The 13,288-nt window shown below is 42.9% G+C and carries 18 protein-coding genes and 3 tRNA genes; 15 read left to right on the plus strand and 6 right to left on the minus strand.

The annotated features are described in order from the left end of the window. The first annotated feature begins 8 nt into the window (after positions 1 to 8). The 7 genes from serS to JN178_RS09700 all read left to right on the plus strand — a co-directional run bounded on the left by serS (position 9) and on the right by JN178_RS09700 (position 4,444). On the plus strand, positions 9 to 1,304 hold the full coding sequence (gene serS / locus JN178_RS09670; protein ID WP_202265636.1) for a serine--tRNA ligase: 1,296 nt from the start codon (positions 9 to 11) through the stop codon (positions 1,302 to 1,304). Positions 1,305 to 1,506: 202 nt separating this feature from the next. Then, a complete protein-coding gene (locus JN178_RS09675) occupies positions 1,507 to 1,920 on the plus strand; it encodes a DUF6559 family protein (RefSeq protein WP_159624659.1) in 414 nt (137 codons plus the stop codon). Between the two features lie 139 nt (positions 1,921 to 2,059). Then, positions 2,060 to 2,545 (plus strand): helix-turn-helix domain-containing protein, encoded by a 486-nt coding sequence (locus tag JN178_RS09680; RefSeq protein WP_202265638.1) that lies wholly within the window; start codon positions 2,060 to 2,062, stop codon positions 2,543 to 2,545. An 82-nt stretch (positions 2,546 to 2,627) separates the two neighbouring features. After that, on the plus strand, positions 2,628 to 2,822 hold the full coding sequence (locus tag JN178_RS09685) for a hypothetical protein (protein WP_202265640.1): 195 nt from the start codon (positions 2,628 to 2,630) through the stop codon (positions 2,820 to 2,822). 55 nt (positions 2,823 to 2,877) lie between these two features. Beyond that, positions 2,878 to 3,186, plus strand: coding sequence for a hypothetical protein (locus JN178_RS09690; RefSeq protein WP_202265642.1), 309 nt, complete (start codon positions 2,878 to 2,880; stop codon positions 3,184 to 3,186). A 202-nt stretch (positions 3,187 to 3,388) separates the two neighbouring features. After that, positions 3,389 to 3,724 carry a hypothetical protein gene (locus tag JN178_RS09695; protein ID WP_202265644.1) on the plus strand — a complete coding sequence of 112 codons (336 nt, stop codon included), beginning with the start codon at positions 3,389 to 3,391 and terminating at the stop codon, positions 3,722 to 3,724. Between the two features lie 21 nt (positions 3,725 to 3,745). After that, on the plus strand, positions 3,746 to 4,444 hold the full coding sequence (locus JN178_RS09700; protein ID WP_202265646.1) for an SOS response-associated peptidase family protein: 699 nt from the start codon (positions 3,746 to 3,748) through the stop codon (positions 4,442 to 4,444). Positions 4,445 to 4,544: 100 nt separating this feature from the next. On the opposite strand, the gene JN178_RS09705 is transcribed toward JN178_RS09700, so the two are convergent. Genes JN178_RS09705 through JN178_RS09725 form a run of 5 tightly spaced genes read right to left on the minus strand, consistent with a single transcriptional unit; the run spans position 4,545 to position 6,669 of the window. Continuing rightward, positions 4,545 to 4,892 (minus strand): TusE/DsrC/DsvC family sulfur relay protein, encoded by a 348-nt coding sequence (locus JN178_RS09705; protein ID WP_202265648.1) that lies wholly within the window; start codon positions 4,890 to 4,892, stop codon positions 4,545 to 4,547. Further along, the gene (locus tag JN178_RS09710) at positions 4,892 to 5,191 is read right to left on the minus strand and encodes a DsrH/TusB family sulfur metabolism protein (protein ID WP_202265650.1); all 300 of its coding nucleotides are present in this window, start codon (positions 5,189 to 5,191) and stop codon (positions 4,892 to 4,894) included. The genes JN178_RS09705 and JN178_RS09710 overlap by 1 nt, the downstream gene beginning before the upstream one ends. Further along, on the minus strand, positions 5,191 to 5,559 hold the full coding sequence (locus JN178_RS09715; protein ID WP_202265652.1) for a DsrE family protein: 369 nt from the start codon (positions 5,557 to 5,559) through the stop codon (positions 5,191 to 5,193). Before JN178_RS09715 ends, JN178_RS09710 begins: the two co-directional genes overlap by 1 nt. After that, entirely contained in the window at positions 5,559 to 5,948 is a 390-nt protein-coding gene (tusD, locus tag JN178_RS09720) for a sulfurtransferase complex subunit TusD (protein WP_202265654.1), read from the minus strand. The genes JN178_RS09715 and tusD overlap by 1 nt, the downstream gene beginning before the upstream one ends. Positions 5,949 to 6,003: 55 nt before the next feature. Then, positions 6,004 to 6,669, minus strand: a complete 666-nt coding sequence (locus JN178_RS09725) for a Bax inhibitor-1/YccA family protein (RefSeq protein ID WP_202265656.1) — start codon at positions 6,667 to 6,669, stop codon at positions 6,004 to 6,006. A gap of 236 nt (positions 6,670 to 6,905) precedes the next feature. Between JN178_RS09725 and JN178_RS09730 the strand changes: the two genes are divergently transcribed. From JN178_RS09730 to JN178_RS09745, 4 genes are all read left to right on the plus strand, one after another. After that, positions 6,906 to 6,997, plus strand: a tRNA-Ser gene (locus JN178_RS09730). A gap of 457 nt (positions 6,998 to 7,454) precedes the next feature. Beyond that, positions 7,455 to 7,883 (plus strand): hypothetical protein, encoded by a 429-nt coding sequence (locus tag JN178_RS09735; protein WP_202265658.1) that lies wholly within the window; start codon positions 7,455 to 7,457, stop codon positions 7,881 to 7,883. Positions 7,884 to 8,040: 157 nt separating this feature from the next. Beyond that, positions 8,041 to 8,283, plus strand: a complete 243-nt coding sequence (locus JN178_RS09740) for a hypothetical protein (RefSeq protein ID WP_202265660.1) — start codon at positions 8,041 to 8,043, stop codon at positions 8,281 to 8,283. 95 nt (positions 8,284 to 8,378) lie between these two features. Next, entirely contained in the window at positions 8,379 to 9,845 is a 1,467-nt protein-coding gene (locus JN178_RS09745; RefSeq protein ID WP_202265662.1) for a DUF3360 family protein, read from the plus strand. A gap of 70 nt (positions 9,846 to 9,915) precedes the next feature. On the opposite strand, the gene JN178_RS09750 is transcribed toward JN178_RS09745, so the two are convergent. Next, entirely contained in the window at positions 9,916 to 10,821 is a 906-nt protein-coding gene (locus JN178_RS09750; protein ID WP_202265664.1) for a LysR family transcriptional regulator, read from the minus strand. 148 nt (positions 10,822 to 10,969) lie between these two features. On the opposite strand from JN178_RS09750, the gene JN178_RS09755 reads away from it, so the two are divergent. The 4 genes from JN178_RS09755 to JN178_RS09770 all read left to right on the plus strand — a co-directional run bounded on the left by JN178_RS09755 (position 10,970) and on the right by JN178_RS09770 (position 12,935). Continuing rightward, on the plus strand, positions 10,970 to 11,416 hold the full coding sequence (locus JN178_RS09755; RefSeq protein ID WP_202265666.1) for a DoxX family protein: 447 nt from the start codon (positions 10,970 to 10,972) through the stop codon (positions 11,414 to 11,416). A gap of 90 nt (positions 11,417 to 11,506) precedes the next feature. Next, a complete protein-coding gene (locus JN178_RS09760; protein ID WP_202265668.1) occupies positions 11,507 to 12,319 on the plus strand; it encodes a dioxygenase family protein in 813 nt (270 codons plus the stop codon). A 132-nt stretch (positions 12,320 to 12,451) separates the two neighbouring features. After that, positions 12,452 to 12,543 (plus strand) — tRNA-Ser (locus JN178_RS09765). A 300-nt stretch (positions 12,544 to 12,843) separates the two neighbouring features. Then, positions 12,844 to 12,935 (plus strand) — tRNA-Ser (locus JN178_RS09770). Positions 12,936 to 13,288: the final 353 nt, after the last annotated feature.

Here is a 13,288-nt window from a genome sequence, read left to right on the forward strand (position 1 = left end):
AGAAACACATGTTAGATCCAAAGTGTTTGCGAAGCGATATAGAACAAACAGCCAAGCGATTGGCTGCCCGTGGTTTTGACCTCGACGTAGCAGCTTTCAGTTCGCTTGAAGAAAAAAGAAAAACACTTCAGTCCAGAACACAGGATCTGCAAAACGAACGCAATGTACGAAGTAAATCCATTGGTAAAGCAAAAGCGCAAGGTGAAGATATTGCGCCTTTACTTGCTGAGGTGGGTAAGCTTGGCGATGAGTTGGATGCGGCAAAGGCAGAGCTTAACGCGTTACTAGAAGAAATTAATACCTTTACGCAAGGCATTCCTAACTTGCCCGACGAGTCTGTACCAGAAGGTAAGGACGAGGACGACAATGTTGAAATTTCTCGTTGGGGTGAGCCTCGTACATTCGATTTTGAAGTTAAAGACCATGTTGATATAGCGGAAGGCCTTAACAATGGTTTGGATTTTGCCACTGCTAGCAAGTTAACGGGTAGTCGCTTTGTGGTTATGCGTGGCGATATCGCGCGTTTAAACCGCGCTATTGCGCAGTTTATGTTAGACACGCATACCCAAGAGCACGGTTATCAAGAAATGTATGTGCCTTACTTGGTTAATGCCGACAGCCTTTACGGTACAGGCCAGTTGCCAAAATTTGGTGAAGATCTGTTTCACACAAAACCCGCAACAGAAGAAGGCCAAGGCCTAAGCCTTATCCCGACCGCTGAAGTGCCACTTACAAATATCGCGCGTGACGAAATTCTTGATGCCAAATCATTGCCTGTGAAAATGACGGCGCACACACCGTGCTTCCGTTCTGAAGCAGGTTCATATGGTCGAGATACTCGTGGACTTATTCGTCAACACCAGTTTGACAAGGTTGAATTGGTACAGTTGGTTAAGCCTGAAGACAGTTTTGATGCCCTTGAAGCACTAACAGGCCATGCAGAAGTTATTCTTCAGAAACTTGAATTGCCTTACCGCAAAGTGTTGTTATGTACTGGTGATATGGGATTTGGCGCGTGTAAAACATACGACTTAGAAGTGTGGTTGCCTGCCCAAGATACCTATCGTGAAATTTCATCATGTTCAAACATGTTGGATTTCCAGGCGCGTCGTATGCAAGCGCGTTTCCGTAACCCAGAGACAAACAAACCAGAATTGCTGCATACACTTAACGGCTCTGGTCTTGCGGTTGGTCGTACATTAGTTGCGATACTGGAAAACAACCAACAAGCAGACGGTAGTGTGACTGTACCTAAAGCGCTTGTGCCTTACATGAATGGCCAAGAGGTTATCAAAGCGCAGTAACCTTGTTACTGTTGCGTCAAGTTTCAATTTGATGCTAGATGTTAAAGGCTCAGCGGTTACACCGCTGGGCCTTTTTTGTTTGCATCGCTAATTGCGTTACGCGCGTTAGAATTTTGTATGTTGATTAGTCGCTTCCATAGTGCAATGCTGGGTTTATTGCGCGGTAAAATAGATTGAATAGTTACCTTAGAAGGAATTAAAAATGTTCGAGAATTTCAAACGAAAACGGAAGATAAAAAAATTTGCTAGAAAACTACCGAAAACGCTTGTGGCATTGTTTGGTAAAAACGAGTGCTATTCAAAAGGACAAGTAGATCGTGCGCTTAAGGACAGGTTTAGTAAATATCGCAACTCATCAATGTCGTCCAATGAATTTCTTTATGCTTATGCAATGTTTTGCAGCCCCTTAGCATTTTCTGACATTCAAAACGAATTAAATACGTCGTGTGATTACGCGTCGCTACGCGAAGAAATTGCGCTTGTGTGTTTTAACAACACAAACGATTTTAGCTTTACATCACTTGAAGCTATGGCAGCAAACGACAGTGGTGGGTTTTCAATGGGCAGTAGTGATGGCGGTAGTTTTTCTGATGGCGGCGGTGGTGGTGGAGAATAAATCTCATATTTTCGGTATCGTCACGTTACTGTCGTGCTAATGTCATGACAATGGCATGGGCGTGTCGAGTTAATGTCAGGGGGCTGCTCGAAGTATTAGTTAAAATTACCTCACTTTTTACAATAAGTGGGTTTATAAAATGAGTAACGAAGTGAAACTTAACACGAAAAAAATTTTAACGTTGAGAACGAGTAATTGCTGGAGTCAGGAGGAGCTGGCATCAGCTAGTGGCTTGAGCGTTAGAACTATACAGCGAGTTGAAAAAAGCGGGGTCGCCTCACTAGAAACGACAAAAGCACTATCTTCTGTGTTTGGCGTTACGCCCCTAGAATTACAAACCGTTAGTACATTTGAAAACATGAGTTTAGGCTTTATTATCAAATACGCTTGGCTGGTTGCTTTTGCGCTATCCAGTGTGTTTTTTGGACTATGGATTGTTGATATTCTTATCCCCACATTGAAAGGGGCAAACTTTGACCAACAGTATGAATTACACGGAAACTTTCGCTATTTAGACTTTGGCGGATTGAGCTTTCTTGCTGGCTTTTTGTTGTTAGTAATCAATGTATCATGGGAGCACACGAGCAAAAAAAGACTAATCGGTGCCTCGCGTTCGCAAGCATAGCTGTGTTGTGTAACAACAGTTTAGGCGCTACGGGCTTGTAATTAGCGTAGCGTCTATAGGAAACAACTTGTAAGGGATTTTCATGACATTACAAATAGGAAATTTAATTAGTGTAGTATTGGTATGGGCACTGGTCGCGTATATCTTCGTATTCGGGTTTGCTCAAATGAAATGGAGCGGTTGGGAAGGAGCCTTACCATGGTTATGTGGAGTAGTGGCGCTCTTTACCAGCGCGGGCTTTACCACAAAATGGTTGATGGCGAAGCCTGTGCTTTGACACCCAAATATTCAATTGCTAAAGTCTGTGCGCAGTTAAACAAGGAATGTTACTTATGAAAAAAGCACGATATCTCGCATTAATAGGCATCTTTTATCTTCCCTTTACCCTAGCATCTGATAGTGATCCCGAAATTGGTGACTCATTTATAGAATTAAGAGAAAAAATTGGTATGCCCAATAGTGTGTCTTTTTTAACAAGGCCTAAAGGAAAAAAGTGGGAAGTTGCTATTTATGATAGTCAAAACTATGCATACGTGTTTGACGGTACTAAAGGCAGCACTATGGATCTGAAGCCAAAATCAACTTTTACAATTTGTCGCATTGTGAAAAAGACTGAACTCGATTCTTACCGCTGCGACTAGTATTTATAAACACGATCATAAGGATAGCGAAGTAACCTGAGTGCGATACTTCGCTTACCCGTCGGTTTCACTTTTAACCTCGGGTTGTAAATACTCAGTACGTCATACTTCTGACATATAATTCTTATTATGTCTTTATGCAAAGTGTGTTTTAATCAGTCTATACAAAGTCCGAACAATCAAATTAGGTGCACACAGGTTTATGCGCAACGTGTTGAATACAGAAGATGTTCTATCAAAAGTATCTCTTCTGGCAGATACTGGTGTCGATGTAAGCGCTTTTCACACTCTTGAATACGATATACATTTTGATGATGAGCATACGCTTTCTGCATTGACGTCCGACCTTTTGAAATCAGCGCCAAGCACGTATACAAAAATAAAACAAACAGACGGTCAAGAAACGCGTTCTTGTAGGCTTAGAGTAGGCAGTTATCTTTTTGAAAAAAATATGGATATCACCATTTTCTGGATCAACGATTTAGCGTCAAGACATCACGCATTTATTGCTAACTGGCGAGTGGTACTAAAGGCTTAGCTGTGAGCGTATGGGGGCAATATGTGTGGGTTTATTCAGCGTGTTACAGACTCTCCGGCCGTTATTGCGTTACTGGAAGAAGTAGGGTTACAGCAAACTATTCCGTTTTTTGAGAATGAAAAGACAGACGGCAACGTCATCAACTTCTATCCGGCGTTTGGGAAAATCGCAAGCAAACGTATTACCAACCTTATTGTAAGCCCATCAAAGACCATAGACGCTACATGGTGGTTTGACGCAAAGCCTCATGGGCAGGAATTAGAAATAGGTGAACGGACTACGTTTAACGCTAGGAATATCGATAGCCCATTTTGGAAAAAGGCAATAACGCATCGTAGAGGCGTTGTGGTTGCGACCGCTATTGGTGAATCTAACCCTAGTTCTTCGGGTAAAGGTAAATCCCACTATTTGATAGAACCTAAAAACGGCGCGTTTCTGCTTGGCGCAGTATATCGTATTTTCAGTAATGGTTTGTATTCATGTGCCGTAATCACGCGCCCGCCTGTAGAAGGGTTTAGCCAGTTTCACGAGAAGTCTATCCCGTGCTTTCTACCACACAATAAAAGCGTAATAGAAGCATGGCTTCATGGGGATGCAAACTATGAGGTAGAGCAGCTTCTCGCAACCCCGAAAATTTATACTGACCTTAAAGTGACGAGAGTTAAAACCTTTAAAAGCGCTGAGCCATTAGGTGAGTCTTTTCCATTAAATGCGTCATAAGCATTCGAGATACGAAAAAAGGTTATTCGTAACCAATTGGTTATGCGTAACCTTTTTCATGTTTACTAATAAGATGTTTATCAACGAGAATATTATTCAACTACAAGCACTTAGCTGGCTTCGGAAGTCCGGCAAGTTTAGTGGCTTGTTTGGCAGGACCGCGTTTGAACAGTTTTTGTAGATAGCGGCTGTTACCTTTTTCAGGACCAAATTTGTTTGCCATTGCTTTAACTAATGCCCGAATAGCTGGGCTCGTTTCATACTCTTCGTAAAACGTACGTACAAACCGTACAACTTCCCAATGGGCTTCAGTAAGCTCAATATTCTCTTCTTGAGCTAATACTTCAACCATTCCTTCGTCCCACTGTGTGTAGTCCAATAGATAACCCGCTTTGTCCGTTGCGATATCTTTGCCATTGTAAGAAAAGCTAAAAGTTTCTTGCGTCATTACAGTGTTACCCATTGTTGATGTGCTGACGAAAGTACAGCGAAATCTTGATTTGAAATTGGTTTTATACCTTGTACTGAATTAGCGCCACGCGTCGCCATGTCATCTTTGAGCGCACACAATTCAATATTGCCAGTGGTAGAGGTCAATAACGCTTCAAAAAGAGCATGGTTTAACATGGGGGCGTAAACACCGTCGCCAATACAAACTACAGCCACAAACGTAGACTGTTTAATTGTGGCGCTCAAAAGTGACTTGTCTGCTGAAGAAAGGTGAGGATGAGTAATCAAAATAAGCATTAAAATGTCACCACATGGTCCACACTGTTTATCAGCGCTAGCTTGTCATCGGCTGAAATCCACTGACAGTCGAGTTCTTCAAACAATGCGACATTATTTAGCGTGTGATCAATATTCAGTGCAGTAGCACTGTCCTTACACACATAACAATCTTCAATATCAAAAAAAGGCATAGACGCTAAGCGCTTGCTATGATTTTTTAACCCTTTTATTGAATCGGCTTTAGTTAACTGAAGTACAGCGTTATTTTCAAAAAGCACCTTTACATCATGGCCATAATTAGTTGCGGCTAGCGCGAAGTCTAATCCATCTTGGCTTGTTGTGCTGCCGTAGGGGCTTTGTGTGAAGCGTATAAGTAACGTAGCCATTAAAACTGTACCAGTCGGTTACATTCGTGAAGGGCGGTAAAAAACTCGCCAAGACCGGCCTGTTCAAACGGCGCGTGTAAATTGGCAAAGCCAATGCCATTTTCGTGTGCTTCTTGTTGGCTGACGATACCGCGTTTAACTGCGGCCGTTATGCAAACCAGTAATTGAATATCATGGTTGATGGCGAGTTGTTTCCAATCGCCATGTGCGAAATGTGAGTCGCCAGTTTGTAACATAAGGTTATTGGTGTGATACACACCATCGCCATAAAAGAAAATATTGTTAATGGTATCACCATTGGCAATTACACCTTCTATGAAGGCGAGGGCGCGCATAGCGCTATCGCCATGAAACGGTGATGTGGTAATAAGTACTGAATATTCTGCCATACAAACAAAAACACCCCGATTAAGGGGTGTTTATTATCAAACCTTAAACGTGCAATTAATCGTCGCCGCCAAAAGCACCTAGTAGGTGAAGGATTGACGTGAACAAGTTGTAGATATTTAAGTATAACCCAACTGTCGCACGAATATAGTTAGTTTCACCACCGTGAATTATGCGGCTAGTGTCAAACAGAATGAATCCAGACATAATAAATACGATAGCAGCACTAATCGCTAGGCTAACTGCAGGAACAGCAAAGAAGATGTTTGCGATAGCAGCAACCAGAACAACTACAAGGCCAACTACTAAGAAGCCGCCCATAAACGAAAAGTCTTTCTTAGTGGTTAATGCATAGCCTGATAATGCAAAGAATACCAACGCTGTTGCACCTAGGGCTTCCATAATTAGTCCTGGACCAGCGAAAGCAAGATAATATTGCAGTGTATAGCCAAGAGAAGCGCCCATTAAGCCAGTAAAGGCGAATACCCAGTAAATACCAGATGCAGAATCTGCTTTCTTCTGCACTACGAAAAGCGTAATGAATGCGCCAATAGTCATAACAAGGGACATCATAGGAGAAATGCCTACCGCCATCGCTATACCAGCACAAACCGCACTAAACGCTAGTGTCATCGCAAGCAGCATATAGGTATTGCGTAGAACCTTGTTCGTTTGCAATACCGATGGTTGAGATGCACTTGAATACATCGAACGTTGATCCATTGTTTCCTCCAATAGGACTTATATGACCGAAATGGTACACAATTATTTAGTGTATGTTGTATGGCTTTTAGTTCCCATTTTCAAGTGGTTTCATATGAATTTGATGTTAGATGATGATAAAACCAGCTTAAATGTGTAAGTTTTGATGTATTTGATTGAAATGTCAGCACTTAAACAACTTTTTTCATTTTTCACTTTACAGTCATAAAAATATCATTAAGATACGCAGCACTTCAGGAGAGTTGGCAGAGCCCGGTTTAATGCACCTGACTTGAAATCAGACGTGGGGTCAAACCCACCGGGGGTTCGAATCCCTCACTCTCCGCCATATCCTAAAAACCCGCACACTGTTGCGGGTTTTTTTTATACTCTAAGAAAAGTATGAATGAGTGAGGGTGAGAAACCCCGTTGTTCGACAAAACGGCAGGAATGCCGTTTTGCACAACCGAAGGTTGCCCGTAGGGCGAGCGCCATGGACGGCGCGAGTGAATCCCTCACTCTCCGCCATATTAAACAAAAACGCCTCACAGTAATGTGGGGCGTTTTTGTTTTGTCTGAAGGAAAATGCGGACTTGATAAGAATCCCGCGGGTTCGACCAATCGTCGGGAACGATTGGTGCCGCCGAATGCGCCCGAAGGGTCGGGTACAGGATGTACCCGAGCACATCCCTCCGCCATATCCTAAAAACCCGCACACTGTTGCGGTTTTTTTTTGCTTTTTAGTATTTGAACTTTAAAGACTTTTATAATACGGTTTCGTTTGCGTTAGGTTCAAGGAAGACACCATGCAAGACGACACGAATATTGTAAATAGCGCCAATTCAACTCAACGTGCCTTTGGTTTCTGGGTGCCTTTAGACACATCAGTGAGTCAAAACGATAAAGCCCTTCTGGCGTGCACATATCCCTTAGACACCCCTATCACGCATAGACAGTTAGCGGCGTGTATTCATGAAAAAATTATGACAGAAATCAAGTCGTCAAGGGTGACTCAAGAAGTACCTTCGTTTAGTGATCAAATAAAACAACTAGGCGTTGGCCAATTTGCACATACTTTAACGACATCGGTCATGAAGATAGCGCTAAAGCTTGATATCGCGCACGAAAATAATTGCTGGCTAGCCGGCATTACGCCCGTTTCTAAAAGCCAAGTGAAAAAGTCGCTTGAAACGTTTACTACTATTGCTCGTCTTCATGATAGGGCGGGTAGTTGATGAATTGGACAAGTCACACCTTTTTACTCTCAGTAGTTCGTCTTGGAGTATTGGCTATAGCGCTCGCTGCACTTAGCGGTTGCGCGTCGTATATTGCCCATCGAATTGCAAATCCCAAAATCTAGCGCTTACTAGAGCACACAAAACACGGATTTACATGTCATTTAAAGATGAGATTGTAGGCAGTAACATAGAGCTACCGGAATTGCTCAGGAAAGAAAGCGATATTGTTGTAAGGCAGTACTCGTCGCTGAGCCATATTCAGATGATGGCTATGATTAACGAAGCGTTATTGACAGATTTTATAAGTGATATGACAGATACAAAAGTTGATCAGAACGATACCAAGATAGTCGGCTTAATTTGCATCGAAGGGCAGCAAAACTGTGAGACCGATTGATGGCTTTATACTAAAGTATACGACCAGAGTCGCATTGTGACCTGTAGCCGACACCTTTAGGCTTTGCGTTTTTTCGCGCAGTACGAAGGTGTTAAGTGTCAAACGAACAACCCAGCTATCAATCTCTTCACAAAGGCAGTTCAAGCTTCAATAATCGAGAAGATTACCTCAATCATGAACTGCAAGTATTATCACCGAAGCGGTGGCGTCCTAACTTACCCTTTAAAGACTACGGTATTGAGTGGGAAGATCTCGTACCGGGTGTTGCCGCCACCATTGGTAAAATTGTTATGGTTGCCGCTGTCGTAGGGGCCTTTGCTGCGCCACTAGGCTTGTCCGCTGATTTTGTAATAGAAAATGTAAGATTTGAACTGCTTATTGCAGCGGTGCTTTTTGTAATCTTTGTCTCTGGTTTCCTCAACCCCTCTGCCAATTTGGCTGGTACACATGGTCCGCTACTACCGCTTATTCCAATCATTGTGGCCTCTGGCGGTCATCCAATGGCGCTTGGCCTTCTAATTGGTGTTTTTGGTTTATTGTTGGGTCTTACAAAAGGTGGAAGTGCGCTTGCTAAGCTAACCAGTAATGGTGTGTGCGGCGGTCTACTGCTGTATTTGGGGTTTATTGGAATTACCGGCCAGGTTAAGAAGTTATTTGCATGGGCTGAATCTTTCGATATGGCATATCTTGCTTTTGTTGTGCTTATTGCCACCATATTAATGTATGCATGGTTAGAGCACATTCAAAAACGATGGCTAGCCATTCCTTTAGGCGCAGCCATGGCCGCAGTGCTAGCACTTGCATTAGGCGCACCTTTTGAATTCACTACAGCGCCAGGCATTCCTCATTTAAACCCTTCGTATTGGTGGGGTGAGTCAAGTGGGTGGCAACTTGGGCTTCCTAGTCTTTCACACTTTATCGCTGTGCTTCCTTTTGCAGTATTAGCCGTTGCTATGTGGTCACCCGATTTCCTAGGACACCAAGTCTTTCAAAAACTCAGTTATCCTAAAAAGAGTGAAAGAGCGTTAATGGACATTGATGACACCATGATCGCAGCGTCTGGTAGGCAGGCGGTAGGAAGTATACTCGGTGGTGGAAATATTGCTTCGTCTTGGGGGACATACATAATTCCTGCATCCATTGCTCGCCGACCAATACCAGGTGGCGCATTGGTTACAGGTATACTATGCATCATTGCCGCATTGTGGGGATATCCAATGGATTTAGCGATTTGGCCACCTGTGCTGTGTGTGGCTTTAATTGTAGGGGTTTTTCTCCCCCTTATGGAAGCTGGCATGCAGATGACACGTGAGGGCAAAACTACCCAGTCTGCGGCATTAGTCGTTATTTCGTCGGTACTTGTTAACCCTGTATTTGGTTGGTCATTTACCATGTTATTAGATAATTTAGGTTTGGTTGGATGTAAAGACCGAGCCGAAGAACTAGGTAAACGAGGGCGGTGGCTAATACCCGGTGTTACCTTTGTTGTACTTTGTATGGTGATGGCACTTATTGGCATGTTTCCTGGGGTTCCAGCCATTATGGAGACATTCAGGACATAGTGACTACTTGATTTAACACAATGAATAGTGTGTTGTGGACAGTGATTTTCAATGCAGCTCTATTGAATAATCACTCGTCCCAATACGGCGTGTCTGCAAAATAAGCTTTTAAAAAGTCGATAAAAACACGCAGTTTATTGGAAACCAACTTTCTGTGGGGGTAAACGGCATAAAGCGCGATAGATTGTGGAACGAAGTCTTCTAATATTGGCACAAGCTCACCATTTTTTATGGCGTTGTATGCAATAAAGGTTGGCTGTAATACGTAACAGAGCCCATGTTTTGCAACGTCGGTAAGTACCTCTCCATTATTTGCTGTTAAGCGTGGAGTACGTTTTTGCGCATTAGCTTTGAGCGCTTGTATTAATTCAGAGTCGTCGTTGTCGTAATTAACAAAAGCGTATTCAAGGTAGTGATCTGGGTGTAGCTCAGATGGATGAGAAGGTGTACCGTACTGTTTCAAATAAGCCGGTGACGCGCAGAGAGTTAACTTTATTGTCGTTATTTTTATCGCCACCAGCGACGAGCTAGCTAGTTGTCCGGCTCTAAGCGCAACGTCAAAGCCTTCATCTACTACATCGACCTTTCTATCGTTTAATTGAAGGTTTACCGATACCTGCGGATGTGCCTGTTGGAACGCCCCCAAACAAGATGACAAATGAAGTGTGGAAAATGATACAGGTGCACTAACGTGCAAAATGCCTTTTGCTTGGGTGTTGAGTAAGCCCAACTGACCCTGCATGTCATCCATACTTTCAACTATGTGCCTAGCGTGTTGTAAGCACTGTTGCCCAGCTTCAGTTAGGTGGATTTTTCGTGTGGTTCGGTTAAATAACCTTACATCTAATTGTTTCTCCAATTGGGCAATGTATTTGCTGACTAACTGATTAGAGGTATTAAGTTTTATTGAAGCTCTCGTAAAACTACCTTCAGTCGCCACAACGAGAAATGTTTTTAAAAGATCAATTCTGTCCATTGTATCTCACCCAATTGCAAACGTTTTGTTGGTAATCATTCAATATTTGGCGTCTTTATTCAAATCATATTGGAAACTATTCTATATCCATACCGTTAGCCATCCCCGCTAACACGTGAAATGAAATCGAAATATTGAGGAAACGATCATGAACAAGCAACTACTAAATAAACTATTTACAACTAACGACAGCCTAGCGAACCTTGTACTACGTGTACCTACGGGTATTATTTTAGCTGCGCACGGCGCGCAAAAATTATTCGCTTGGTTTGGTGGTTACGGTTTAGAAGGTACTGGTCAATGGATGGAAAGCATTGGTTTGGCACCAGGCTTCTTGATGGCTTTGCTGGCGGGCAGTGCGGAATTCTTCGGAGGTATAGCGCTGATTTTAGGTTTACTCACTCGACCAGCCGCTATCGTTAGTGCTTTTACTATGGTAATCGCTATTTTCAGTGTTCACTTTAGCAATGGTTTGTTTATGAGTAACAACGGTTACGAGTTCGCGTTGTCGTTGCTTGCCATTACCGTTGCCCTTGCTATACAAGGCGGCGGAAGGTTCTCTGTCGATAAAGCTATCGCAAGTAAATTTGAATAAAGAGATCAGTGTGTAAAGCGGTAGAACGATTGTCTCTACCGCTTTTTTGTATCTACGTTTGTAACAATAAGCGATAGTGGAGGGTGTGTTATGACAAAATTAACAACCGCTTATATTTCTCATGGAGGGGGGCCATTGCCACTGCTAGGTGACAGCAGTCACACTGAAATGGTGACTACATTACAGCAGCTTGTTAGCGATATGGATAAGCCTGATTTGATTATTGTTGTTAGTGCGCATTGGGAAGCACCGTTTGTTTCTGTACAGTCAAATGCAACCCCCGAGTTGTATTACGATTACTATGGTTTCCCTGATAAGGCATATAAAATTGCCTATCCTGCGAAAGGTAATACACATGTTGCTGAACACATTTGTGAGACGATTAGTCAAAATGGTATTGCATCGCAGCTAGAAGGGGAGCGGGGCTACGATCATGGAATGTTTGTACCACTAAAAATAATGTATCCAAACGCTGATATCCCGTGTATTCAAGTTTCACTTAAACAAACCCTTGAGCCTAAGTTTCATCTCACATTGGGTAATGTTTTACGTGAGGCCATACTAAAAAGCGGTATCGATACTGTTCTTTTATTGGGTTCAGGTTCATCGTTTCACAATATGAGTGCTTTCTTTATACGCGAGCAATCGCTTTATGAGCGCGCAGCGCAATTTGATTTGTGGCTGCAAGAAACCATGACTACTAAGTTTTTAGAGAATGAACATCGCCTTGATGCATTAATTCATTGGCAAGATGCACCTGAGGCTACATTTGCCCATCCCAGAGAAGAGCATTTGTTACCACTTCATGTGTGCTATGGGGCAAATCAACGCTCAGCAGATAAATTTTATCGTCTAACGTTATTAGACAAGCCTGCAAGCATGTTTCTGTGGCAACATAGCTAGCGTATACTGCGAATTTTAAGTGTTTTAAAGCCAAATATTGAGCATATTGTTTATCAAATCAGCACTTGATTAGATTTAAAGTAATTAGCGCTTTACACACATATTTTTTTCATTATTATACGCAGCACTTCAGGAGAGTTGGCAGAGCCCGGTTTAATGCACCTGACTTGAAATCAGACGTGGGGTCAAACCCACCGGGGGTTCGAATCCCTCACTCTCCGCCATATCCTAAAAACCCGCACACTGTTGCGGGTTTTTTTTATACTCTAAGAAAAGTATGAATGAGTGAGGGTGAGAAACCCCGTTGTTCGACAAAACGGCAGGAATGCCGTTTTGCACAACCGAAGGTTGCCCGTAGGGCGAGCGCCATGGATGGCGCGAGTGAATCCCTCACTCTCCGCCATATTTAAGAAACCCGCACAATGTTGCGGGTTTTTTTATGCTAAATTTTTAACCACTTGATTGATTTTATTGAATTTGTGCTTTACAGAGTGAATAAATTCATTATTATACACACCACTTCAGGAGAGTTGGCAGAGCCCGGTTTAATGCACCTGACTTGAAATCAGACGTGGGGTCAAACCCACCGGGGGTTCGAATCCCTCACTCTCCGCCATATCCTAAAAACCCGCACACTGTTGCGGGTTTTTTTTATACTCTAAGAAAAGTATGAATGAGTGAGGGTGAGAAACCCCGTTGTTCGACAAAACGGCAGGAATGCCGTTTTGCACAACCGAAGGTTGCCCGTAGGGCGAGCGCCATGGACGGCGCGAGTGAATCCCTCACTCTCCGCCATTTTCGAGAAACCCGCACATTGTTGCGGGTTTTTTTATACGTTAAGAAAAGTATGAATGAGTGAGGGTGAGAAGCCCATTGCTAGCCCACCAGACCTTAAGGTTTTAGCTTTCATGTGAAATAAAATTTGATCTCATCCTGTCTCTATTTTGTAACTAAACTGCATTTCATCAT

It is taken from the genome of Alteromonas sp. KC3 (genome assembly GCF_016756315.1).
GTDB lineage: Bacteria > Pseudomonadota > Gammaproteobacteria > Enterobacterales > Alteromonadaceae > Alteromonas.

Bases quoted from the DNA above. Each gene is read 5' to 3' on its own strand.
- serS (WP_202265636.1), top strand. From the start codon at position 9: ATGTTAGATCCAAAGTGTTTGCGAAGCGATATAGAACAAACAGCCAAG.
- JN178_RS09675 (WP_159624659.1), top strand. From the start codon at position 1,507: ATGTTCGAGAATTTCAAACGAAAACGGAAGATAAAAAAATTTGCTAGA.
- JN178_RS09680 (WP_202265638.1), top strand. From the start codon at position 2,060: ATGAGTAACGAAGTGAAACTTAACACGAAAAAAATTTTAACGTTGAGA.
- JN178_RS09685 (WP_202265640.1), top strand. From the start codon at position 2,628: ATGACATTACAAATAGGAAATTTAATTAGTGTAGTATTGGTATGGGCA.
- JN178_RS09690 (WP_202265642.1), top strand. From the start codon at position 2,878: ATGAAAAAAGCACGATATCTCGCATTAATAGGCATCTTTTATCTTCCC.
- JN178_RS09695 (WP_202265644.1), top strand. From the start codon at position 3,389: ATGCGCAACGTGTTGAATACAGAAGATGTTCTATCAAAAGTATCTCTT.
- JN178_RS09700 (WP_202265646.1), top strand. From the start codon at position 3,746: ATGTGTGGGTTTATTCAGCGTGTTACAGACTCTCCGGCCGTTATTGCG.
- JN178_RS09705 (WP_202265648.1), bottom strand. From the start codon at position 4,892: ATGACGCAAGAAACTTTTAGCTTTTCTTACAATGGCAAAGATATCGCA.
- JN178_RS09710 (WP_202265650.1), bottom strand. From the start codon at position 5,191: ATGCTTATTTTGATTACTCATCCTCACCTTTCTTCAGCAGACAAGTCA.
- JN178_RS09715 (WP_202265652.1), bottom strand. From the start codon at position 5,559: ATGGCTACGTTACTTATACGCTTCACACAAAGCCCCTACGGCAGCACA.
- tusD (WP_202265654.1), bottom strand. From the start codon at position 5,948: ATGGCAGAATATTCAGTACTTATTACCACATCACCGTTTCATGGCGAT.
- JN178_RS09725 (WP_202265656.1), bottom strand. From the start codon at position 6,669: ATGGATCAACGTTCGATGTATTCAAGTGCATCTCAACCATCGGTATTG.
- JN178_RS09735 (WP_202265658.1), top strand. From the start codon at position 7,455: ATGCAAGACGACACGAATATTGTAAATAGCGCCAATTCAACTCAACGT.
- JN178_RS09740 (WP_202265660.1), top strand. From the start codon at position 8,041: ATGTCATTTAAAGATGAGATTGTAGGCAGTAACATAGAGCTACCGGAA.
- JN178_RS09750 (WP_202265664.1), bottom strand. From the start codon at position 10,821: ATGGACAGAATTGATCTTTTAAAAACATTTCTCGTTGTGGCGACTGAA.
- JN178_RS09755 (WP_202265666.1), top strand. From the start codon at position 10,970: ATGAACAAGCAACTACTAAATAAACTATTTACAACTAACGACAGCCTA.
- JN178_RS09760 (WP_202265668.1), top strand. From the start codon at position 11,507: ATGACAAAATTAACAACCGCTTATATTTCTCATGGAGGGGGGCCATTG.